16 protein-coding genes and 2 pseudogenes are annotated in these 20,052 nt (G+C 56.9%); 9 read left to right on the plus strand and 9 right to left on the minus strand.

What is annotated here, in order from left to right; genetic code table 11:
- The first annotated feature begins 21 nt into the window (after window positions 1-21).
- Together HHI26_RS24830 and HHI26_RS24835 are read left to right on the plus strand one after the other, a co-directional pair.
- Window positions 22-1,326, plus strand: coding sequence for an NtaA/DmoA family FMN-dependent monooxygenase (locus HHI26_RS24830; RefSeq protein ID WP_171149947.1), 1,305 nt, complete (start codon window positions 22-24; stop codon window positions 1,324-1,326).
- 101 nt (window positions 1,327-1,427) lie between these two features.
- Entirely contained in the window at window positions 1,428-5,786 is a 4,359-nt protein-coding gene (locus tag HHI26_RS24835) for an amino acid adenylation domain-containing protein (protein ID WP_171149948.1), read from the plus strand.
- A 92-nt stretch (window positions 5,787-5,878) separates the two neighbouring features.
- On the opposite strand, the gene HHI26_RS24840 is transcribed toward HHI26_RS24835, so the two are convergent.
- The gene (locus HHI26_RS24840) at window positions 5,879-7,210 is read right to left on the minus strand and encodes a condensation domain-containing protein (RefSeq protein ID WP_171149949.1); all 1,332 of its coding nucleotides are present in this window, start codon (window positions 7,208-7,210) and stop codon (window positions 5,879-5,881) included.
- Window positions 7,211-7,371: 161 nt separating this feature from the next.
- Here HHI26_RS24840 and HHI26_RS24845 point away from each other — a divergent pair.
- Window positions 7,372-7,643 (plus strand): annotated as a pseudogene (locus tag HHI26_RS24845) (MFS transporter); the annotation flags it as partial.
- 76 nt (window positions 7,644-7,719) lie between these two features.
- Here HHI26_RS24845 and HHI26_RS24850 read toward each other — a convergent pair.
- On the minus strand, window positions 7,720-8,550 hold the full coding sequence (locus tag HHI26_RS24850) for an MBL fold metallo-hydrolase (protein ID WP_171149950.1): 831 nt from the start codon (window positions 8,548-8,550) through the stop codon (window positions 7,720-7,722).
- 161 nt (window positions 8,551-8,711) lie between these two features.
- Between HHI26_RS24850 and HHI26_RS24855 the strand changes: the two genes are divergently transcribed.
- Complete coding sequence (locus HHI26_RS24855) at window positions 8,712-9,602, plus strand: LysR substrate-binding domain-containing protein (RefSeq protein WP_171149951.1); 891 nt, start codon at window positions 8,712-8,714, stop codon at window positions 9,600-9,602.
- 449 nt (window positions 9,603-10,051) lie between these two features.
- Here the strand turns inward: HHI26_RS24855 and HHI26_RS24860 are convergent, their stop codons facing one another.
- The 3 genes from HHI26_RS24860 to HHI26_RS24870 form a co-directional block, all read right to left on the minus strand.
- Window positions 10,052-10,831, minus strand: coding sequence for an SDR family oxidoreductase (locus tag HHI26_RS24860; RefSeq protein ID WP_171149952.1), 780 nt, complete (start codon window positions 10,829-10,831; stop codon window positions 10,052-10,054).
- Between the two features lie 61 nt (window positions 10,832-10,892).
- On the minus strand, window positions 10,893-11,594 hold the full coding sequence (locus HHI26_RS24865; RefSeq protein ID WP_171149953.1) for a DsbA family oxidoreductase: 702 nt from the start codon (window positions 11,592-11,594) through the stop codon (window positions 10,893-10,895).
- 87 nt (window positions 11,595-11,681) lie between these two features.
- Window positions 11,682-12,788 (minus strand): alkene reductase, encoded by a 1,107-nt coding sequence (locus tag HHI26_RS24870; RefSeq protein ID WP_171149954.1) that lies wholly within the window; start codon window positions 12,786-12,788, stop codon window positions 11,682-11,684.
- A 235-nt stretch (window positions 12,789-13,023) separates the two neighbouring features.
- On the opposite strand from HHI26_RS24870, the gene HHI26_RS24875 reads away from it, so the two are divergent.
- Window positions 13,024-13,353: a thioredoxin family protein gene (locus HHI26_RS24875; protein WP_171149955.1), complete on the plus strand. Its 330-nt coding sequence runs from the start codon at window positions 13,024-13,026 to the stop codon at window positions 13,351-13,353.
- A gap of 29 nt (window positions 13,354-13,382) precedes the next feature.
- Here the strand turns inward: HHI26_RS24875 and HHI26_RS24880 are convergent, their stop codons facing one another.
- Both HHI26_RS24880 and HHI26_RS24885 read right to left on the minus strand, forming a co-directional pair.
- The gene (locus HHI26_RS24880) at window positions 13,383-13,721 is read right to left on the minus strand and encodes a carboxymuconolactone decarboxylase family protein (RefSeq protein WP_171149956.1); all 339 of its coding nucleotides are present in this window, start codon (window positions 13,719-13,721) and stop codon (window positions 13,383-13,385) included.
- Window positions 13,722-13,724: 3 nt separating this feature from the next.
- Complete coding sequence (locus tag HHI26_RS24885) at window positions 13,725-14,303, minus strand: TetR/AcrR family transcriptional regulator (protein ID WP_171149957.1); 579 nt, start codon at window positions 14,301-14,303, stop codon at window positions 13,725-13,727.
- Window positions 14,304-14,502: 199 nt separating this feature from the next.
- Here HHI26_RS24885 and HHI26_RS24890 point away from each other — a divergent pair, with 199 nt between their 5' ends.
- Both HHI26_RS24890 and HHI26_RS24895 read left to right on the plus strand, forming a co-directional pair.
- Window positions 14,503-15,345, plus strand: a complete 843-nt coding sequence (locus HHI26_RS24890) for a DMT family transporter (RefSeq protein ID WP_171149958.1) — start codon at window positions 14,503-14,505, stop codon at window positions 15,343-15,345.
- A 162-nt stretch (window positions 15,346-15,507) separates the two neighbouring features.
- A complete protein-coding gene (locus tag HHI26_RS24895) occupies window positions 15,508-16,719 on the plus strand; it encodes an aminotransferase class I/II-fold pyridoxal phosphate-dependent enzyme (protein WP_171149959.1) in 1,212 nt (403 codons plus the stop codon).
- 255 nt (window positions 16,720-16,974) lie between these two features.
- On the opposite strand, the gene HHI26_RS24900 is transcribed toward HHI26_RS24895, so the two are convergent.
- A complete protein-coding gene (locus HHI26_RS24900; RefSeq protein ID WP_171149960.1) occupies window positions 16,975-17,532 on the minus strand; it encodes an OsmC family protein in 558 nt (185 codons plus the stop codon).
- A gap of 259 nt (window positions 17,533-17,791) precedes the next feature.
- Here HHI26_RS24900 and HHI26_RS24905 point away from each other — a divergent pair.
- Together HHI26_RS24905 and HHI26_RS24910 are read left to right on the plus strand one after the other, a co-directional pair.
- Window positions 17,792-17,986: pseudogene (locus HHI26_RS24905) on the plus strand (transposase domain-containing protein); the annotation flags it as partial.
- A gap of 410 nt (window positions 17,987-18,396) precedes the next feature.
- Entirely contained in the window at window positions 18,397-19,107 is a 711-nt protein-coding gene (locus HHI26_RS24910) for an RES family NAD+ phosphorylase (protein ID WP_171149961.1), read from the plus strand.
- A 37-nt stretch (window positions 19,108-19,144) separates the two neighbouring features.
- Here the strand turns inward: HHI26_RS24910 and HHI26_RS24915 are convergent, their stop codons facing one another.
- Window positions 19,145-19,789, minus strand: a complete 645-nt coding sequence (locus tag HHI26_RS24915; protein ID WP_171149962.1) for a DNA-binding protein — start codon at window positions 19,787-19,789, stop codon at window positions 19,145-19,147.
- Between the last annotated feature and the right edge of the window lie 263 nt (window positions 19,790-20,052).

Consider the following 20,052-nt stretch of genomic DNA (forward strand, 5'->3'; position numbering starts at 1 on the left):
CAAGGATATAAGGAGAGTGCGATGAGTAACAACAGGCAGTTATGCGTAGGATTATCGATAGCCGTCACCTGGCTGACCGGCAACGGCTGGCGGCGTGAAGACAGCAACGTTGAGGCCATATACTCAAGCGAATTTTATCTGGACTTAGCACGCCGTGCGGAACAGGCGAAGCTCGATTTCCTGTTTCGCCCGGACGCGATGTTCCTGTCACGCCAGGCGGTGGTGGAATCCCCGGCGTTCAGCAGCATTGACCCGACCCTGCTGATGGCCTCGATTGCCAGCCAGACCCGCCACATTGGCCTGGTGTCTACCGCCTCCACCACGTTTATGCCGCCGTTTGTGGTGGCGCGCCAGTTCCAATCGCTGAATCAGATTAGCCGGGGCCGCGCCGGATGGAATGTCGTCACTTCACTGGCGGGCAATATGAACTTCGGCCTCAGCGAGATGCCGCCTTCCGAACAGCGCTATGCCCGCGCGCGCGAATTCACCGAGGTGGTGCGCAAACTGTGGGCCAGCTACCCGCACGACGGTCTGCGCATTGACCGCGCCGCAGGCGTCTATGCCGACACCGACAAAGTGCTGACCATCGACCACCAGGGTGAACACTACAGCGTGCAGGGCCCGCTCAATGTTCCGGCGTGGAATGGCCCGCGCATTCCGCTGTTCCAGGCGGGGGCGTCCGACGCCGGGCGCGATTTTGCTGCCCGCACCGCCGACGCGATTTTTGCCGCCACGCCGGACGCGGCCGCCGGGATCGAGCTGCGTAACGATCTGCGCCGTCGCGCCGTCGCCCACGGTCGCCGCGCTGACGACATCCGCCTGCTGCCGGGCATCAGCCTGTATCTGGGCGCGACCCGCGCCGAAGCGCAGGAGCTGTACCGCGCCACCCAGGAAGGGCTGGACCCGGAACGCAAGCTGGCGCGCGCCAACGAGCTGCTGGGTATTGACCTGCGTGAGCTGTCGCCGGACACGCGCATCACCCCGGAAATGCTGCCGCCGGTTGGCAAAGTTTACAGCCAGACCCACGCCATGCTGCTGCGCCGCCTGATCGAACGTGAGCGCCCGCTGCTGCGTGACCTGATGACGCGCCCGGAAGTGGTCGGTGCCGCCTACTGGCAGGTGATCGGCACCGTGGAAGATGCGGTCAGCGAAATTCGTCAACGTTTCGAAGCGGGTGCGCTGGACGGCATTATCGCCATTCCGGGCGGCTCACCCGGCTGCATGGATCTGACGCTCGGCCAGCTGATGCCGCGCCTCAGCGAGGAAGGACTGCTGCGATCGGAGTACACCAGCACCACCCTGGCGGGGCACCTCGGCATTGAATGAGGTTTTGCTTAATTTTTACTATGTAATAGGAATCATTTTCATTTAGGTTCGCATTACCCTATATTCTGGCAGTCTCGTCACTTAAATCATGAGGGAAACTGATGAAAGCGCTGACTGCCATGCAAGCCGCCTCCTGGGTTGGCCGGCAATCTGAATCACATCTCGGGGGCGTCGCCGCCCATCTGTACGCTGAGTTTGACGGCAACGGTCTGGATGCCGAACGACTCAGTCAGGCGGTGGACGCGCTGTACCAGGTTCACCCGATGCTGCGCCTGCGCGTGACGGCCGACGGCCAGCAGCATACCGACGGCGCACCGCGTGCCGATCGCCTGCGCATCGACGACCTGAGCACGGCGGATGCCGCGCAGTGCGAGGCATTTCTTGCCAGGCGCCGCCTGCTGGGCAACACGCGCATGCCGGACCTGGCGGCCGGTGAACCCTGTGATATCAGCCTGACTCAGCTTCCTTACGGACGCCATCGCCTGCATGTCGACCTCGATATGATTGCCGGGGATGCGCAGAGTTTCCGCCAGCTGGTTGAGGACCTGGCGCGCTTCTACCATCAACCACAGCTTGCCGTCGCCGCCACGGAAAACCGCTTTTTCCACTGGCTGGACAGCCATCAGGCTGACCCCTTACTCAACGCCCAGCGCGAACGCGACCGCGACTGGTGGCGGGAACGCCTGCCGTCGATTCCTGCTGCGCCGGAAATCCCGATCCTCAACGCCGAGTGCGACAGCGATCGTCTGGCGGTGCAGCTCAACGCACAGCAAAAACAGGCATTGCAGCAGCTGGCGCGCCAGCACCACCTCACCCTCAGCGCCTTGTTTCTTGCCACCTTCGCCGCCACTATCGCCGAAGGGATCCAGCCACAGTTCCGCCTCAACGTACCGCTGTTCCATCGGGAAGACCACGGGCGTAAAAATGATGACATCATCGGCGATTTCACCCGTTTATTGCTGTTCAGCGCCGATCCACAAGCGGATGAAAGCGTCGTGCAGTACAGCCAGCGGGTCAGCGTTCAGCTGGCCGAGCTGCTGAGCCATGCCACGTGGTCCGGCATCAGCGTGATGCGCGATTTGTCGCGCCATCACGGCGGGATGCAGTTCTCACCGGTGGTATTCACCGCCGGGTTTGGCATCGACGGCGATGAGCTGTGGTCGCCGCAGGTCAGCCGCACGTTGGGCAGCATGAACTGGGTGATTTCACAGGGGCCACAGGTGGCGCTGGATGCCCAGGTGGCGAACTGCGACGGCGGCATTCTGATTAACTGGGATCTGCGCCGTGACGCCTTCCCGCCGCAAAAAGTGGAGCAGATGTTCAGCCGCTATCACCAGCTGTTAAGCCAGCTGGCGACCAGCCCGCACGTCATGCATCAGCCGCTGGCCGAACTGCTGCCGGGGCTGAAGCGTGCTGCGCTCGTCACCACCCCGCTGACCCCACTGCAGCAGGCGTACCTGATGGGCCGCAGCGAACAGTGGCCGCTGGGGGGCGTCGCGATGCACGATTTCCGCGAATATCGCGGGCACGTAGAGCTGGCGCCCTTCCGTGCCCGGCTCGACGAACTGGTGGCGCACCACGCGGCGCTGCGTACCTGTATTGACGCCGAACGCCTGACCCAGTACGTACTGCCGCAGTACGACGCCCCTTTGCAGGTGATCGACCTGCGTTCGCTGCCGCGTGCGGCGGCGATGCAGGAAATTGACGCCATCCGCGAGACGCACTCGCACAACCGCCACTCTCTGAGCAGCCCGCCGTGGGGCATCGTACTGATACAGCTGTCAGCCGGTGAGTTTGATACGCTGGTCTTCACCAGCTTCGACGCGCTGATCCTCGACGGCGAAGGCATCTCCAGCATTATTACCCGGCTGTTTGATGACGCCCCGCTGGGGCAGCCAGCTTCTGCCGCGGCGCTTGAGCAGACGCCCGTCGCCCCGGAGAAACGCCAGAATGATGCGCGCTACTGGCAGCAAAAACTGCAGCAGATCGGCTCACCGTCACGCCTGCCCTGGCGGGCGCCGCTGGAGTCGATCACGCGCGCCCGCTATCGTCGCCAGACGCTGTGCATTACCCGCGACTCGCTGAAAAAGCTGACCAAAGTCGGCTCGGCCAGTAACCTGTTCCGCAATGCCACGCTGTCGGCGGTGATCCTCGATACGCTGGCGCTGTGGACCCCGGATGGTGAAATCTGCGTCGGTATCCCGGTGGCGTTCCCGGCCGCCGCAGGCAACCTGGGTAACGCCTCGACGTTTATTGTCGCCCCGTGGCGGCGGGCGGATGCCCCACTGCTGACGCTGGCGCAGGGCTTCCAGGAGGATCTGCTGACCTCGCTGGACCACCTGGCCTACTCCGGCGTTGACCTGTCGCGCCTGCTGCTGAATAAAGAGAGCAACGCGCCCGGGCTGCCGATCATCCTCACCAACTGCCTTGGCTGGACCAATCTGCCGGCCAGCGCGCCGGTACGCTTCCACGACGGCCTGACCCAGACGCCGCAGGTGGCGCTGGATATCCGCCTCAATCTCGACCAGGACAAAAACCTGCTGATCTGCATCGACTACGCCGAACAGGCGCTGGACGGTGAGATGATTGCAACGCTGCTGGCGGCTATCGAGCGACGCATACAGCGGCTGTGCAGCGGGGAGAGCGCCGACCTCAGCACGCAGTACCTCAGCTATGACCACTATCGCCACAACGGGCGCGAGCAGGACGCCGCACCCTATCCGTTCCTGGCGCAGTTGGCGGCCAACCTGTTCGGCGGCCTGCGGGAGAAAACCGCGCTGATCTGCGGTGAACATCAACTGAGCTATCTACAGCTGGGCGAGGCGGTACACACCACCCTCAGCCAGCTGCAGCAGCGCGGCGTGCAGCCCGGCCAGGTGGTGGCGCTGCATCTGCCGCGCAGCCCGCAGATGGTGATCTGCCAGCTGGCCTGCGCCCTGCTTGGCGCGGTGTGGGTACCGATCGACATTCACTCTCCGCCGGAGCGCCGCGCATACCTGCTGGAGAACTGCCAGCCAGCCCTGCTGATCAGCCACAGCGAGCCGACCGGTGCGCACTGCGTCACCCCTGAGCAACTGCTGGCCCCGGTCACCAGCCACCGTGCCTGCGCCGATGCGCAGCAGTTGATGGCCCGCAGCCAGAGCAGTGACCCAGCCTATTACCTCTACACTTCTGGCACCACCGGCAAGCCGAAGTGCGTGGTGCTGAATAACCGCGCCACCGCCAACGTGCTGGGGCAGACGCTGCGCCGCTGGCAGGTGACGCACGAGGATGTGCTGATTTCGGTGACGCCGCCGCACCACGATATGTCGCTGTTTGACCTGTTCGGCGCGCTCTGTGCCGGGGCGACGCTGGTGCTGCCCGCGCCGCACGAAGAAAAAGACGCCATCGCCTGGAACCGGCTGGTTGAGCAGCATCGCGTCAGCCTGTGGTGCTCGGTCCCGGCGATCCTCGACATGCTGCTGGCCTGCAAAGCGCCCGACGGACTGCGCTCGCTGCGGCTGATAGCGCAAGGGGGCGACTACGTGAAACCGGCGACCGTCAAGGCCCTGCGCGCCATGGCGCCACGCCTGCGCCTGTTCTCGCTCGGTGGCCCGACCGAAACCACCATCTGGAGCATCTGGCATGAGATTACCGCCGATGACGTGCAGCAGGTGCCGTATGGTCGCCCGCTGCCCGCCACGCAGTATTTCATCTGCAACGAGCGGGGCGAGCACTGTCCGCCGGGCGTGACCGGGCGCATTCACACCGCCGGGGTTGGACTGGCGCTAGGATATCTGGAGGCGGGCGAGCTGAAGCAGCACGATTTTGTCAGCCTGCGCGCTATTAATGGCGAGCTGCTGCGCGCGTTCAAAACCGGCGACGAAGGCTATTATCGCGCCGACGGCAGCATCATGTTTGCCAGCCGGGTCAACGGCTATGTGAAGATCCGCGGCATCCGCGTCTCGCTGCCGGAGGTGGAAGAGGCCCTGCGCCAGCACAGCGCCGTCAGTGAAATAGTGGTGGTGGACTTTATGGCCGAGGCGCGCAGCGAGGCCAGCCTGGGGGCGCTGTATCTGACCCATGATGGCCGCCCGCTGACGCAGACCGCGCTGCGCGAGTTTGCCAGCCGCTACCTGCCCGCCAGCCATATTCCGACGCGCTTTATCCACGCGCAGGCCCTGCCGCTGTCGAGCAATGGCAAAACCGACCGTCACCTGATCCGCCAGCAGTGCATCGCCGCCGCTCCGGCCCGGCGCGACACGCCGCTGCAGCAGGTGTTGAGCATCTACCAGCAGCATATCGCCGCCGCCACGCCGCTCGACGAGGACAGCGTGTTTATCAGCCTGGGGTTAAAGCTGCCGCAGATGCAGGCGATTGCTACCCAGATTAATCAGACCTTCGGGCTGCAGCTTCCTGCGTTTACGCTGATTAAATGCCGCACGGCGAAAGAGGTGGTGGCGCTGCTGGCTGCTGGCTAACGGGAAAAAGCTGGCTGACCGGAAAAGAGGGTCAGCCACTACAAACACCATGCTGTAGGGGGCGGCCTTCTTTTTTGGTCGCCCCTGAAGGGTTAAATCAACTGCGCAATCGGCGTATGCCACTGCTCTGTCGCCAGCGCGCGCTGCATAAACGCCTGCAGCTGCGCGACTTTCCCGGCAAAATCGGTCTGATGCACCTGCGGGTCGGCATCGATATCCAGTATCAGCTCGCTGCCATCGCTGCGCCCGCGCCAGCTGACGTTAAAACTGTCCACATTGCCGCTGGCCATCACATAGCGCGTATTGTCGCAGCCACTAAAATCCGGCGGATCAAACGGCATCACATTAATCAACGGCGTATAAAAGAAGCGCTCGCCGCTCGACAGTCCATAGTCGGCCGCCAGCTGTTCAACGCGGTAACGCCCGTGGCTGCGCAGGCGCTGCACGTCCGCCGTGACGCGCGGCAGGAACTGCGCCAGCGTTTCGCCAGGCCTGATGTCGATCATCAGCGGCAGCGTATTCACCGCCAGCGCGGGCACGTAACCGGCAATGCTGCCGCGCCGGTTCATCATCGGCACCCACACCGGGAACGGCGCATACGGATTGTCACGCCGCAGCGGCAGGGTGAAGCACAGCCAGGCGGCGGAGAGCGCCAGCAGCAGGTCCGGCCAGCCAGTTTCGCTGTGCTGCGCCACCTGCAGCAGGCGGGTGTTGAGCGCGCCCGTCAGCGCCTGCTCCGCGTGCAGCGGCGCCAGACAGTAATCCTCACGCCCGGCGCTTAACACCGCCAGCGGCGGATCGCTGTCCAGCCACTGCCGCCAGTAGCGGCGGTCTTTGAGGTAGCGGGAGCTGGCCTGCCACGACATCTCTTCATCAAGGAAAGCCGGGAAGCGGTTCAGCGGCTCGCCCGCCTCTGCCAGCCCGAGAAAATGGCGATACAGCGCCGCGCAGCGATGCTCGATCAGCGCCATGCCGAAGCCGTCAATAATCATATGGTGGGCGCGGGTGTACCAGATATAGCGCTCAGGGGCGAGCTGGATCAGCCACGCTGCCGCCAGCGCATCGTTCAGCAGGTCTAGCGGCTTATCGATATCCGCCTGCATGATATGGCGCGCCGCGTGCTGCGGATGGTCACAGTCCTGCAGATCGAACCGCTGCAGCTTCGGCACGCGGGATGGCTCGACGCGCTGCAACGGCGTGCTGGCCCCGGCAGGCAGCGTTAGTTGCAGGGCGAAGACATCGGTCTCCGCCAGGGTGGCTTCGATGGCCTTGCGCAGCGCGCCGCTATCCACCCCGCAGCCAAATTCCACAAAATGTGCCACCGTGGATAACGCACGGTCGCGGTGACAGGTAAATTCTTCCCAGAAGTCGAGCTGAGCCGGGGTCAACGGCAGCCAGTCACTGGCTAAAGCGTTTTGCGACATAATCCCTCCCTTAAATAAGCCCTTAATACTGTATTGATATATAAATATTTCTTACACTTTAAGATCCAAATGATAATAACACCTATTCTCACTAATGCGCGCATTGGCGGAAAATTCGGCGCAGTTTCGGACAATCCCGGCGCGCCTAACCCCCGCGAGCAACCCCACTCCATCGGCTGTTGGGGCTGGGCGGGCTGGCCACTGCCACAACCACTGTCCCTCTGATACTGGTCACCCATCTTACCGCGCTGGCGGCCGCCGTCCTGGTAGCGGGCCCTTTTTCGCCCCAACCCCGATAGTGGCCATGTCACTCGTTGAATGTCAGGTTTTTGAACGTCAGTTAACAGAAGGCATGACCTGGCTGCTGGCCGGGCTGAATGTAGGCGTTGCGCTGGGCGCCGCCCTCGCGGGTCAGGTGGTTGATGGTAGCGGTGTCCTCCTCTTCTGGGGGCTGGCTTACGGTGGGCTTTCGGTCGGACTGATGAAATCAACCCCCATTTATTTTCCGGTCAGGCAATACGGTATCCCTCACCCGCCTTAAACACCCTGGCAAACCCTGTACTGTCTAAGTGCATTCCAGCGATGAGAAGATTTTCTCTTACCGCCTGAGCCATGATTTTTTCCCGTGTTTCTCTGGCCTGAAGGGGGTCACAGTCAAAGACAATTGAAACGTCGGGGCGTGCTGACTGGATATGGGGGAAATGGACGATGTCTCCCCAAATCAATAAGCATTCATCGCCTGAAGTGATGCGAAAACCCGTATGCCCTGGCGTATGACCCGGCAACCATTCCGGGAGAATGCCCTCAGCCACCTCGCCCTTACCAATCAGGCGCACTTTACGGGCATAGGCGTCTAACGTTCGGCGGGCCAGATCAAAATTGCGCTGCCCGCGTTCATTCGCCATTTTTCGTTGTTCATCATCCTGCCAGTATCTCGCTTCAAGCGGATGGAGATAAAGTTCTGCCTGATTAAATACCGGTTGCCCTTCAGCATCCAGCAGCCCCCCAATATGGTCAGGATGACCGTGCGTCAGTAATACGGTATCCACGTCATCCGGGCTGACGCCAGCAGTAGCAAGCGCCTCTTTGAGCTGCCCGCCGACGTTGTTCAGACCTCCCGCACCAGCATCGACCAGGAGGGTCCGCCCCCTGCCCTGAATAAGATACCCGTTGATATGGATATTGCCGGGTTCAGCGATCCGGGCGTTATGCTGAATAGCCGCCGCTTCTGCGGTCTCAATACCTGACAGTAACTCCAGGCTCGCTGACATCGTGCCATCGCTGAGGGCTGTCACCCAAAAATCCCCAATCTGACGGCCTGGTAATGACGGATTGCTCATAGTGACCTCGGCATGAATAAATAACAGGTACTCAATAGCCTGCTTAGTGACTTTTACTCATCCTACAGGCCGCCATTTCGGTAATAAATTGATATTTACTCAACCATTAGTGACATTATGTCACTAACCGCTCATTACCCTTTTTGAATAAGGTCATATTCATGCGCAGAAAAATTCCCAGCAGTGCTTCACTTCAGGCGTTTGAGGCTGCCGCCAGGCACGGTAATTTTGCGCGGGCCGCAGAGGAATTGTCATTAACGGAAGGCGCCATCAGCCGTCAGATTGCCCGCCTGGAGTCTCTGCTTGATTGCAGACTGTTTGACCGTACGGGAACCCGGGTAAAGATCAATCCAGTGGGGACGCGCTATGCCCATCACGTGCGGCAAATACTGGAACGGCTCGAACGCGATACTCAGTACGTTATGGGAATGCCCGAAGGCAGCAGAACGCTGGAAATTGCCGTCCTGCCGACGTTTTGCAGCCGCTGGCTTATCCCCCGCCTCAGTGGCTTCCAGTCTTTATACCCGGACATCACCTTGAATATCGCGGCCAGAACCGATCCCTTCATTCTCACCGGGAGTGGCTTTGACGCAGCCATTCATTTTGAGCATCCCGCATGGGCAGGCATGCGTATGCACGTTCTCTTTGAGGAGAAACTGGTGCCGGTGTGCCATCCCGGCCTGTTAACAGACGAGGATATCTTTAGTCAGTTGAATACTCTGCCCCGTATTCACCGACGGCAGAATCCGGAAGCGTGGCCTCATTATGCCGGGCAAAGCGGGATCGTCCTTGATAACCCGGCGCAGGGTGTCCGCTATGACCTTCATGAAATGGCGATAGCGGCTGTATTAGCAGGACAAGGGGTCGCCATGCTGCCTCGCATCTACATCGAAAAAGAGCTTAACAGCGGGTCGCTGGTTGCGCCCTGGCCGCTATCAGAACAACTGAGTAAGACATTTTGTTTAGTCAAATCGGTTGAAACCGCAGTCAATGAATCCGCATTGCACGATTTTGAGCACTGGTTGCAGGCAGAATCATTGCTGATGACATAATGGTGGGCAGCTTTGTGCCAAAAGCGGACGTTGCTAACACCGGCATGTACTGATCTGCGGGTAGCATGTCAAGACCTTACGGGCAGGGTTTAACAGGCATTCAGGCCATAAGGGGTTCGCTGATAGAGGGGGCTTCAGGTGTTATGTTTAGAGTCGCCTGCAGGTACGAAAATACCGCCAATCAAGGCGGCTTTCTGTGACTGAAGTGCTGATTAGTAATCACAAATAAACTTTTGGTACGACTTCGTATATTGCTGCGTTGTTGATGTTACGATTTTGGAACTCAACTATAAACTCTCCCACTTCTGCCTTATCCCAGAGTTCATTAGCAGTGGTGCGGTGAATGGAGGTTATCCTGCGAAGAAGGTATAAAACCGCCCTTTCTGCTCGCTGTAAAATTAGCCTGCAGAGGGGCGGTTAAGATAGCTGTTTGAAAGTTTTAGCGCCTTTTAGCGACGTACCGCCATTATCCCGGCGTCCACATCCCAGATAGCACCGGTCACCCAGGATGCCTTATCCGACAGCAGGAACACTATCGTGTTCGCCACGTCTTCCGGCGTACCGACACGGCCCAGCGGATGGAAATCGTTCATGGCCTTCATGGCATCAGCAATATCTTCCTTGGCCATAAAGCCTTCGTAGATTGGAGTATGCACAATCCCCGGTGAAACCGCGTTCACGCGTATGCCTGCGCTGGCCAGCTCTGTCGCCAGGTTGCGGGTCAGCGCATGCAGGCCGGCTTTGGCCATCGAGTAAGCCGACGCCGGAGAATCGCCCAGCGCGGCCTGAGCACCAATGGAGCCCACGTTCACAATCGCCCCTTCGCGCTTATCGGCCAGCATGTTTTTGACAACGTCCTGAGTGATAAAGAACGTGGCGCGGTTAAGCGACAGATACATGTCATAGTCTGCTGCATCGTGCTCGGTAAAGCTCTTGGGTATGAAGATGCCCGCAGAGTTCACCATCAGGCTGATGTCACGGTGATGCGTATTGATTTCCTGACGGATGGCGTTCATGCCTTCTTCAGTCATCAGGTTTGCGGCAATCACCGAGACGGAACCGGAGCCATACTGGCTCAACTCAGTTTTTACCGCTTCTGCTTTGTCTTTCCTGTTGCCCGTCAGCACCACGCTGCCGCCGGCGTTGAGCACCATACGCGCCGTTTCCAGACCCATACCGCTCGTGCCGCCAACGACCAGCAGCTTTTTACCTTTAAAGAAATCGCTCATTTCTGACTCCACTGTTTACAGGTTTTATTCTGCCGGCAGCCAGACTGCCGGCGTCGGGTACTCAGATACTGCAGCCACCGGTGCCACAGGTCTGACCGGCTGTTCCGGACAGTTCATCTTGTTTTTCATCCCAGACCTGGCGCAGGGCGCTGAGGAAGTTTTCGGCGGACTGGGCACCGCTGATGGCATATTTCTCGTTCAGCAGGAACATCGGAACGCCGCTGACGCCGATGGAACGGGCGTGTGCCTCATCTTCCGCCACGGAGGACCGGAAGGTCTCGCTCTCCAGCGCACTGCGCGCTTCATCCGCCTGCATCCCGGCTTCTTCAGCCAGTCTGATAAGTTCCGAGGGGTCAAAAATGGAACGCCCTTCGGTGGTGCCGGCCAGGTACAGGCGCTCTGCAACCGCATCACCCACGCCCGCCTGGCGTGCAGCAGCCAGCAGCGTCAGCGCATCTTCAGTATCGCCAAACAGCATGGTGTCAAAATTGTACTGAAGGCCTTCTGACTTACCGGCCGTTGCCACCTGATTCATCATCAGTTCGGCGCCCTGCTGCCCGCCGAATTTTTTATACAGCGCCTCCCGGAAGGGAAGTGCCGGGCGATCGCCTGAAATACGGAACGCGTGGTGGCGTATCACGACGCTGTCGCGATGTTCGAAGGCGGCCAGCCCTTTTTCAAAGCGTTTTTTGGCGATCCAGCACCACGGACAGACTAAATCTGACCAGATATCCAGGGTGATAACAGGCTTGAGGGTTTGCATTTTTGTACTCCCGATAAATAGTTAAACTGGTCATTCCGGATGCCGTTACCCGGCGATGCCGCCGGGTAACGCGCCGGAAGGCATACCTTATTCAGCTGCCCAGACCGGATAGTCGGTGTAACCTTTTTCCGGATTGCCGCTGACGCCGTAATAAGTTGAGCGGTCGCTTTCGGCCAGCGGCCAGCCGTTCTGCATCCTTTCGACCAGGTCCGGGTTAGCGATGTACGGGACCCCAAACGCGATCAGGTCGGCTTCGTTTTCTGTCAGCACGTCTTCCGCGATCTCACGGGTGAATCCGCCGGCAGCGATAAGCGTCCCGCCAAATGCCTTGCGGAAGGCCGCTTTGAAGCCTGCGGATACCGGCGCCTGGGTATAGACGGGCTGGTAGTAAAGATGCACGTAAGCCAGCTCGCGCTGCCCCAGAGCCGTTGCCATTTCACGCCAGGTTTCCTCTTCACCTTCATAAGGCGCGAGATCGTAAATACGCCCGAATGGGGAGAGCCTTACGGCGACCTTCGTGCTGCCAACGGCCGAAGAGACGGCGTCGATGGTTTCCAGCAGGAAGCGCTGGCGGTTTTTAACGGTGCCGCCATAACCGTCCGTACGCTGGTTCAGAGCGCTGCTGAGGAACTGGTCAAAAATAAAGCCGTTAGCCGCCATGATTTCAACGCCGTCAAAGCCGGCTTCCACTGCCAGACGGGCTGAATTAACGAAGTCCTGGGTAATGCGACGGACTTCATCCGTTTCCAGCGCACGCGGCACGCTCGGCGTTACGGGACCCGGTTCTCCGGAGTCAGTAAATGCAAATACAGTGGTGTTGGTTGCCTGCACGGTCCCTGACGAGACCGGTGCCGTCTGGCCCGGCAGCAGGGAAACGTGGGACATGCGGCCAACGTGCCACAGCTGGGCGAAAATACGACCGCCTTTTGCATGGACGGCGTCCGTCACCTTGCGCCAGCCATCAACGTGCGCGTCGGTGTAAATGCCCGGGGTATAAAGGTAGCCACGCGCTTCTTCTGAGACCGGGAGTCCTTCCGTAATGAGAAGGCCTGCCGATGCACGCTGAGCGTAATAAAGCGCAATAACCTCATCCGCAACGTCATTCATCGTGCGGGTGCGGGTCATCGGGGCCATCACCACACGGTTTTTTAATTCGAGACCGGACAGGCTGTATGACGTGAATAACATGCTCATTGAATACCTCGTAAATCATTGATTGAAAGAGCCAGAATCGGGAAGTGGTTGCAGACAGTTCAGGAGTCTCCTGGTGATGTCTGTATGCAGCATTCGCCGGTCAGCTGATGAAGGTCACTATACCTACCTACTAGTTGATAGGTCAACAGGAATTATTTATACTGTTTTTCATGTTCAGGAAAAGCTGATGCTCCGTTACAGGCATATCACTTAAAATCATGAGGATAGATAAAGAGTGCGTGAAATCACCAGCTACAACGAAGATAATTTTCGCGATATTGAACGCTATGAGGGGGTGTCAGTGGTGCGCTTTTCTGCTCCGTGGTGTCCGCCCTGTCAGACCAGTGAAGTATTTTTTAACGCCCTGGTCCGCCAGCTTGACGACGACGTTCAGGTGGGTAGGGTTAATGTCGATCAGGCGCCCGTGCTGACGACCAAATATGAAATCTGGGGCCTGCCAACGGTGCTGATATTCAAAGAGGGGCAGATGGTGAGGCGCATACCCGGCGTAAAGCATGCGGCCTATTATGCCAGCGCGATTGAAGAGGTAAAAAAAGGGCTGTAAGCCCTTTTTTATCGACCGTTGAGCGACTGTCAGCCTCTCATCTGGCTGACGGCATCCAGCGTGCGTGCAGAATAGACTGCGGCCGCGCCGGCATTCAGGTTGATGGCCACGCCCAGCGCCTCTGCGATTTCGTCATCGGTGGCACCGGCTTTGATGGCGGCCTCCGCGTGAAACGCAATACAGCCGTCGCAGCGGGTGGTGACTGCACAGGCGAGCGCGATAAGCTCGCGGACCTTTGCGCCAAGCAGATCGGTTTTGTTACCCGCGCTGCCGAGCGTCATCACGCCCTTCATGGTCTCAGGGGCAAGCTTGCCAAGCTGGCCAAGGCGCTGCATCAGTTCTGTGCGGTAATTGTTCCAGTCCTGCATTTTTTAAGCTCCGGTTTTTAGATTCAGAAACATCAGTATATGTTTGAGGCTGTTGCTGAAGACTTCAGCTCTGCCCGTTGCCCGTGCCACGACGCTCGCCCCCTCACAGAGGTTAATAATCATCAGTGCGGCATCCGTGGCGCCAATTCCTGTAGAAAATTCACCGGCAGCAATCCCGCGCTCAACAATGCCTGTCAGCCAGCTGATCTGCATATCGAAATAGAGCGACGTCTGCTCAATAATATTCTGGGGAAGGTTGGCCGTTTCGGCCGACAGCGCGCAGCACAGCGGCAGAAGTGAGGCCCGGTAACTCTGTACGAAGAGGTCCACGTAAGCGGCTATCTGCTCTGCCGGCGAGCTTTTTGTCGCCAGGATTTCATCAAAGGTTGCCCGGGTATCGACTAACGCCTGCCTGACCACCTGCTCACCAAGGAGGTCTTTCGTCGGAAAGTGATGGTGTATGCTGGGCTTGGTGATGCCGATAATTTTGGACAGATCGGCATAGCTGAAGGCAGAATAGCCTTTTTCCCGCATGAGATGCTCGGCCTCGCCGAGGAGTCGTTCCCGCGTCATCGTTGTCATAATTAACCCCATTCAATCTACTAGTTGGTAGATTATATTATCATCATGGGTGTGTGACAAGCCTTGTAGTAATAACATTCACCCTTGTGGGTACCGCGTGCCTGCATAAATTCTGCTGAATGACGGGAGTTTCGCGGGTCAAATTTGACTACCTACCAGTTGGTAGTTTACGCTCTGCCTTTTTTGAGAGCCCACGACCATGCGATTTTCCGTTGTTATCAAGATTGTTACTGCCATGCTCGCCTTTGCGGCGAATTCGATAATTTGCCGCGTTGCCCTCAGGGGCGGGCATATCGATCCGGTGACATTCACCGATCTGCGTCTGACAAGCGGTGCGCTGGTGTTACTGCCGTTGTTAATCCGGCATAAAGAGAAGCTACGCGGTTCGCTTAACCTGAAAAACGCGCTGTTTCTGATGGCGTACGCGATGTGCTTTTCGGTTGCCTATATTCACCTTGATACCGGAACAGGCGCGCTGCTGCTGTTTGGCATGGTGCAGTTGACAATGGTCGTGCACGGCGTACTCGCAGGAGAACGATTGACCATGCTGAGGACCACGGGACTGGTCGTGGCCGCAGGCGGCATTGGTGCGCTTCTGTTGCCTGGTGCGAAGGCCCCTCCGGTCTGCAGCGCGTTAATAATGGGCCTTGCAGGACTGGCCTGGGCGGCTTACACCCTTGCTGGAAGAAACCAGTCCGGGGGAGCCGTTGCCACCGCAGGAAATTTTCTTATTGCCGTGCCGCTGGCGCTTATCCTCACCCCGTTTATCAGCAGCGGCCTACATTCTGACGTTCAGGGAGTTATCCTCGCCGTGGTTGCCGGTGCGGCCGCCTCTGCCGGTGCTTACGTTCTCTGGTATTCCCTTTTGCCCCATCTTGACTCGGTAACGGCCAGCACGGTTCAGCTGAGCGTTCCCTGTCTTGCCATGCTGGGTGGCGTGTTGTTTCTGGGGGAATCCCTGAGTCTCAGGATGCTGCTGTCCACGGTGGCCGTGCTCGCCGGTATTGTTCTGGTGATCGGTGCCCCGCGCCGGAAACGGTAACACCGGGACGTCAGCCGCAGGAATGATTATGACTTGACAATCCAACTAGTAGGTAGGCAATCTCAGGGCAGGGCATAACCTCATGCCCATCCCCCTGCAGACTTACTCGTCGTAGGACTCGCGCAGGGCCGAGATTGTTAAAATACTTAACTGGATACCTGGATGAGATACGACTTTGATGAGATTGTCGACAGATCGGGAACGGACAGCCTGACCATTGAGGGCTGGCGTGAATATATGTTTGGCGGACATACCGGGGGCCTACCATCGGCACCTGAGGGCGGTTTTATAAACCTGTGGGTGGCGGACATGGCTTTCGCCACCCCCCAGCCCGTACTCGATGCTGTTCATGAACGGCTCAATAAAAAAATCCTCGGTTATACGCGGGCATATAACCCCGAATATCTGGAGATTTTTGCCGGCTGGTGCCAGCGACACTATGGATACCGCTTTGCGCCCGAAAGTATCGTTCTCTCACCGGGCATTATCCCGGCACTCAACCGCCTGGTTCCTTTACTGACGCGTGAGAACGAAAGCGTACTGATCCTTACCCCGTCCTATGCGTCGTTCAAGAAAGCAGGAGAATACAGCGGACGCCGGGTCGTCAGCTGTCCTATGGTTCATGCCTCTGGAGAAATGTCGGTGGACTTTAGCGACCTGGAGCGGCTTGTTAAGGATCCGCAACTGGGCATAAAGGTCTTCTTCCTGTGCAATCCTCATAATCCAACCGGTCGCGTATGGCGCCGGGACGAGCTGCACCGGATGGCAGAGATCTGCCTGCAAAACGACGTATGGGTCATCTCAGATGAAATACACTGTGATTTATCCCGCACGGGAATCAAACACACGCCGGCGGCTTCTCTTTTTCCGGACAGTAATAAGATTATCACCTGCATGTCTTCAAGTAAGACCTTCAATCTGGCGGGCAACCTGCTTGCGCATATCATGATCCCCGATCCGGTTATCCGCACGTCGTGGCTGAGGCTGTACGATGACATGCTTTCACCGCTTAGCCTTGTCGCCAACCTTGCCGCCTGGTCACAGTGCGATAACTGGCTGACGCAGGTCCGGCAATATATTGACGGCAATTTTGTATTTCTTCGCGCATGGCTTGAAGAACATCACCCACAGGTACGTTTTGATATTCCGGATGGCACCTATCTTGCCTGGCTTGACCTGAGCCCCCTTTCATCCGTCAGCGGAAAAGAATACACCGCCCTGTACTTCGCTCAACAGGCGGGAGTTCTGGTAGAGGATGCGGGAATGTTCGTTGGCAACGGCGATGGGCACATCCGGCTGAATCTTGCCTGCCCCCGCGCAATGCTGGAAGAAGGTCTTCGCCGCCTGACCCGATCGCTCAACACGCATTTCTGAAACGGCTCAGATATGTGCAATATGCTGTCCGGAGCTGCAAGTATGAAGAGTGCCTGTGTTTGAGCTGCTACTGGCGGAGAAGCAACGGGGCAAAAGGTGATGTGGCGCGCCGTGCTCAGCGAAAATGCGGATACCGTATCGAAGAGTTCAGGCAGTCATGAGAGATATTTGGAGGGACGACAGTGGGGGCTTCCAGCCCCTGCATCTTACTGATGCAGGGGCTGCTTCACGCTGATATCACGCTCTGGGCAATGATTAGACCAGGCGGGTGTTAACCGGCACCGGGTTTGCAAGCGTGTCATGGATCGGTGAGCTTTCCGGCAACAGCTGAACCAGCTCTTCGAGCTGCTCACGGCTGGCGGTATTGCTGTTCAGACGAACGTCCACACGAATACTCTTCGCACCTTTGCGTACGTTTTTATCCAGGCCAAGGAATCCCTTCATATCGATGTCGAAATAGAGGTCGAGATCGATGCTTTCGAGCTCCACGCCTTTTTCAGCCGCCATCAGGGTGAGAGTCGCAGTATAACAACCCGCCAGCGCCTGCAGAATGTACTCAGTCGGGCTCATGCCTGAATCGGTGCCTAACAGGCCTGGCGGTTCGTCACCGATATTAGAAAACTTGCCAATGCGGCTGCGATCTTCCTTGCCATCCTGGAACGACGATCCGGTTTCAACGCGAACCGCCAGTCCACCATGGGAATGGGCTTTCACCTGGAAAGACATATTGCCCAGACCGGGCTCTGCGCGTACGGCTTCACGAACGTTGCTGATATCTTCGGCGGAAGCATGAGGTTTGACTGAATTAGACATTGGAGCTCCTGTGTTTTCATTAACGAAGGGTAGAATACTTAACCACTAAACTACCTACTAGTAGATAGGTTAGATGAACAAACTGGATTTGTCCAGCTTTCTGAGGAATGTGTAGCCGCAGGCAACTTCTGAGCGTGGGCCGTCCCGCAATCAAATGAGTAATAAGATGGAATGTCCGTTGTTCGCTCTCAGCAGACCTTCAGCGTCAGGTGTTTGTCTGCTGCGTGCTAGGAGCGGAAGTATTATGCCTTCGACGGCTGCGGAAAACGCGTTGTGAACGGTGAGCCTGGGCCGATAAGATTACCTGTTCTTCGGCTCGGATCACGGCGGCAATCGTGGCGCGTAGCGGTAAGGGTTGGTCGGGAGCTGCCGCCTGAACGGCATCGATCCCGAACATTATCTACGCCATGTACTGTCGGTAATCGCCAACCGGCCGGTCAGTCGCGTAAGATAACTCCTGCCGTGGCGCGTCATCCTGCCCGGGGAATAATCTCTGGATAATGCTGCCAATACGGCTCTCGCTAGACGCTTACTGAGAAACTCAAACTATCTTCACGAAAAATACAGTATCCAGTGAAGTTTGTATTTCTAATTCTCTTGATAAGGATCTGTATGGTCCTCCTTTCGGTAAAACTTTCTGCGTTATTTCTTATTTTCAAACCTACCAATATATCGAGAAGGTATACGAATTATTTTGAAAAAAACTTCTTAAATTTCTGAAACATAGAAAATTTTCTTGGTATAATCGAGATTGAGATGCACGTGGTCTCGCGAACCCTGCTGGGCAAGCACAGCGGGGATTGTTTTTCAATCAATATGGAGACGAGCCTATGGCTTAATCTGTTTATAGAAGGAGAATTAAAAATGCTCAAATGGACATTTGATAAAACTGTTGTTGCACAAGGGATTGCTGCACAAAACAATTTTGGACGTATTCCGGCGATTGACATTCAACAAGGCCTTGGTCTTTTGAAGCGTCATCAAAGGAAGTTGTATAAAAGCGCAATCAACTTCAGCGCGCCAATTGAGAAAGACGACTGTGGGCGATACAACCCTCTTGGGGGAAGTGTAGCGGTATGGTATGCCTCTGACTCTGCGTTAACGGCGGCAGCGGAAGCATACGGGCGTTTGTTCCATCTCAAAGGAACGATTTCTTATCCTGAATCGGTACTTTCACAACATTATATGTGCTCTGTGGATGTCGTGAGAACGGTGAAAGTGATTGATGTTGTAGCACTCTGTGAGTTGTTACATATCCCTTTGGATAGCTTAGAGAACGAGGATTACACCTTTCCTCAGTGGCTAATGGAACATCTTTATACGCATTTCGGGCGTGACTATGACGGGATTGCCTATACCTCAAGACATAAGCGCTATAAGCGTTGTTATGCCTTTTGGGAACGACCGGGTAGTACACCAGCCTTTACCGATACCCCTCAGGGGATGTGGCCTTATGCCAGTTACGTCGAAACTGACGAAGGCATGTTCCCTAAGGGGTGGCACAAAGGAACGATGTCAGGTGAAGAGATGTTCGAAGAATTGCTTGGATTCGAAATTACGCCAGAACCAATGTAAATCAAAGAGGGGCTGGCTGGCCCCTCTTTTAAATCCGTTAACTGGCTACTTGATTTCCGAACTGTTTAGCCGCACGTATGGCCAGACTAAGTTCACACTTTTTAGCACCGTCTAGCATGATTTGAATCGGCGTCTTTTGCGGGCCTTCGCTATTAACCTCTATCAGTGATTTCAGCACACCCAACCGCAACATTGGATGTGTATCCTCTTCGAATGCCGCCATCACGTCTTCAAAGCCGGGAATTAGCCCATTATCAGTGAACTGAAATTTCGGGAAAATAAAATCACCGTTTTGTTTGAATGCTAAAAGCTTGTTCTTCTTAACGCGAATGCTGATCGCCTGGCGTGTGATGCCAAGGATATCGACCACGTCGTTCACCTTAAGCGTACCGCCCAACTCCTGAAGCTCACGATAAAATCTTTCCAGATTTTCGCGACGACGGCGCACTTTACGCATTTCGTAGTCGTTGACGCGTGTGTTCTGCTCGAGTTGAACGGTGTAAAGCAATTGCATCAGTGAACCGTCATCCAGCGTGATAGCATTCATAGCCTGATTTTTGTCTTCAAATTCAGGCATCAGGGAAATAGCGAGGTTGTTAATCCTTTTCAGAAGGTTCAACTGGTACTCATTCAGCTTAGCCGAAGTGTTGATTTCTCTTTCTGCTGTGGTGTGTTTAATCATTATGCACCTCCATTTGACGATTATCATAATTCATTTTTTAGGAATGGTCAAATTAAGGGTATTTTTCAAACAATCTATGGTCAAGCAAGGCGTAAGACTTTGACCTGCTCCCGGTCGATTCATACACCGTGATGGCCGCATGCACACAATTATGGATGTCCGCTGTTCGCTGTGAGTTCAACGGGTCGATGCAACGCTATCCTTAATCAAGGGGGACGTTGCTATGAAACGAAGAACGCGCATTTACTACACGCCAGAACAGA

Origin of the sequence: Erwinia sp. JH02 (genome assembly GCF_013074405.1) — a bacterium.
Classification (GTDB): Bacteria; Pseudomonadota; Gammaproteobacteria; order Enterobacterales; family Enterobacteriaceae; genus Erwinia; species Erwinia rhapontici.

Excerpts from the sequence above, each read along its gene's own strand:
- HHI26_RS24830 (WP_171149947.1), top strand. The coding sequence starts at position 22 with ATGAGTAACAACAGGCAGTTATGCGTAGGATTATCGATAGCCGTCACC.
- HHI26_RS24835 (WP_171149948.1), top strand. The coding sequence starts at position 1,428 with ATGAAAGCGCTGACTGCCATGCAAGCCGCCTCCTGGGTTGGCCGGCAA.
- HHI26_RS24840 (WP_171149949.1), bottom strand. The coding sequence starts at position 7,210 with ATGTCGCAAAACGCTTTAGCCAGTGACTGGCTGCCGTTGACCCCGGCT.
- HHI26_RS24850 (WP_171149950.1), bottom strand. The coding sequence starts at position 8,550 with ATGAGCAATCCGTCATTACCAGGCCGTCAGATTGGGGATTTTTGGGTG.
- HHI26_RS24855 (WP_171149951.1), top strand. The coding sequence starts at position 8,712 with ATGCGCAGAAAAATTCCCAGCAGTGCTTCACTTCAGGCGTTTGAGGCT.
- HHI26_RS24860 (WP_171149952.1), bottom strand. The coding sequence starts at position 10,831 with ATGAGCGATTTCTTTAAAGGTAAAAAGCTGCTGGTCGTTGGCGGCACG.
- HHI26_RS24865 (WP_171149953.1), bottom strand. The coding sequence starts at position 11,594 with ATGCAAACCCTCAAGCCTGTTATCACCCTGGATATCTGGTCAGATTTA.
- HHI26_RS24870 (WP_171149954.1), bottom strand. The coding sequence starts at position 12,788 with ATGAGCATGTTATTCACGTCATACAGCCTGTCCGGTCTCGAATTAAAA.
- HHI26_RS24880 (WP_171149956.1), bottom strand. The coding sequence starts at position 13,721 with ATGCAGGACTGGAACAATTACCGCACAGAACTGATGCAGCGCCTTGGC.
- HHI26_RS24885 (WP_171149957.1), bottom strand. The coding sequence starts at position 14,303 with ATGACAACGATGACGCGGGAACGACTCCTCGGCGAGGCCGAGCATCTC.
- HHI26_RS24890 (WP_171149958.1), top strand. The coding sequence starts at position 14,503 with ATGCGATTTTCCGTTGTTATCAAGATTGTTACTGCCATGCTCGCCTTT.
- HHI26_RS24895 (WP_171149959.1), top strand. The coding sequence starts at position 15,508 with ATGAGATACGACTTTGATGAGATTGTCGACAGATCGGGAACGGACAGC.
- HHI26_RS24900 (WP_171149960.1), bottom strand. The coding sequence starts at position 17,532 with ATGTCTAATTCAGTCAAACCTCATGCTTCCGCCGAAGATATCAGCAAC.
- HHI26_RS24910 (WP_171149961.1), top strand. The coding sequence starts at position 18,397 with ATGCTCAAATGGACATTTGATAAAACTGTTGTTGCACAAGGGATTGCT.
- HHI26_RS24915 (WP_171149962.1), bottom strand. The coding sequence starts at position 19,789 with ATGATTAAACACACCACAGCAGAAAGAGAAATCAACACTTCGGCTAAG.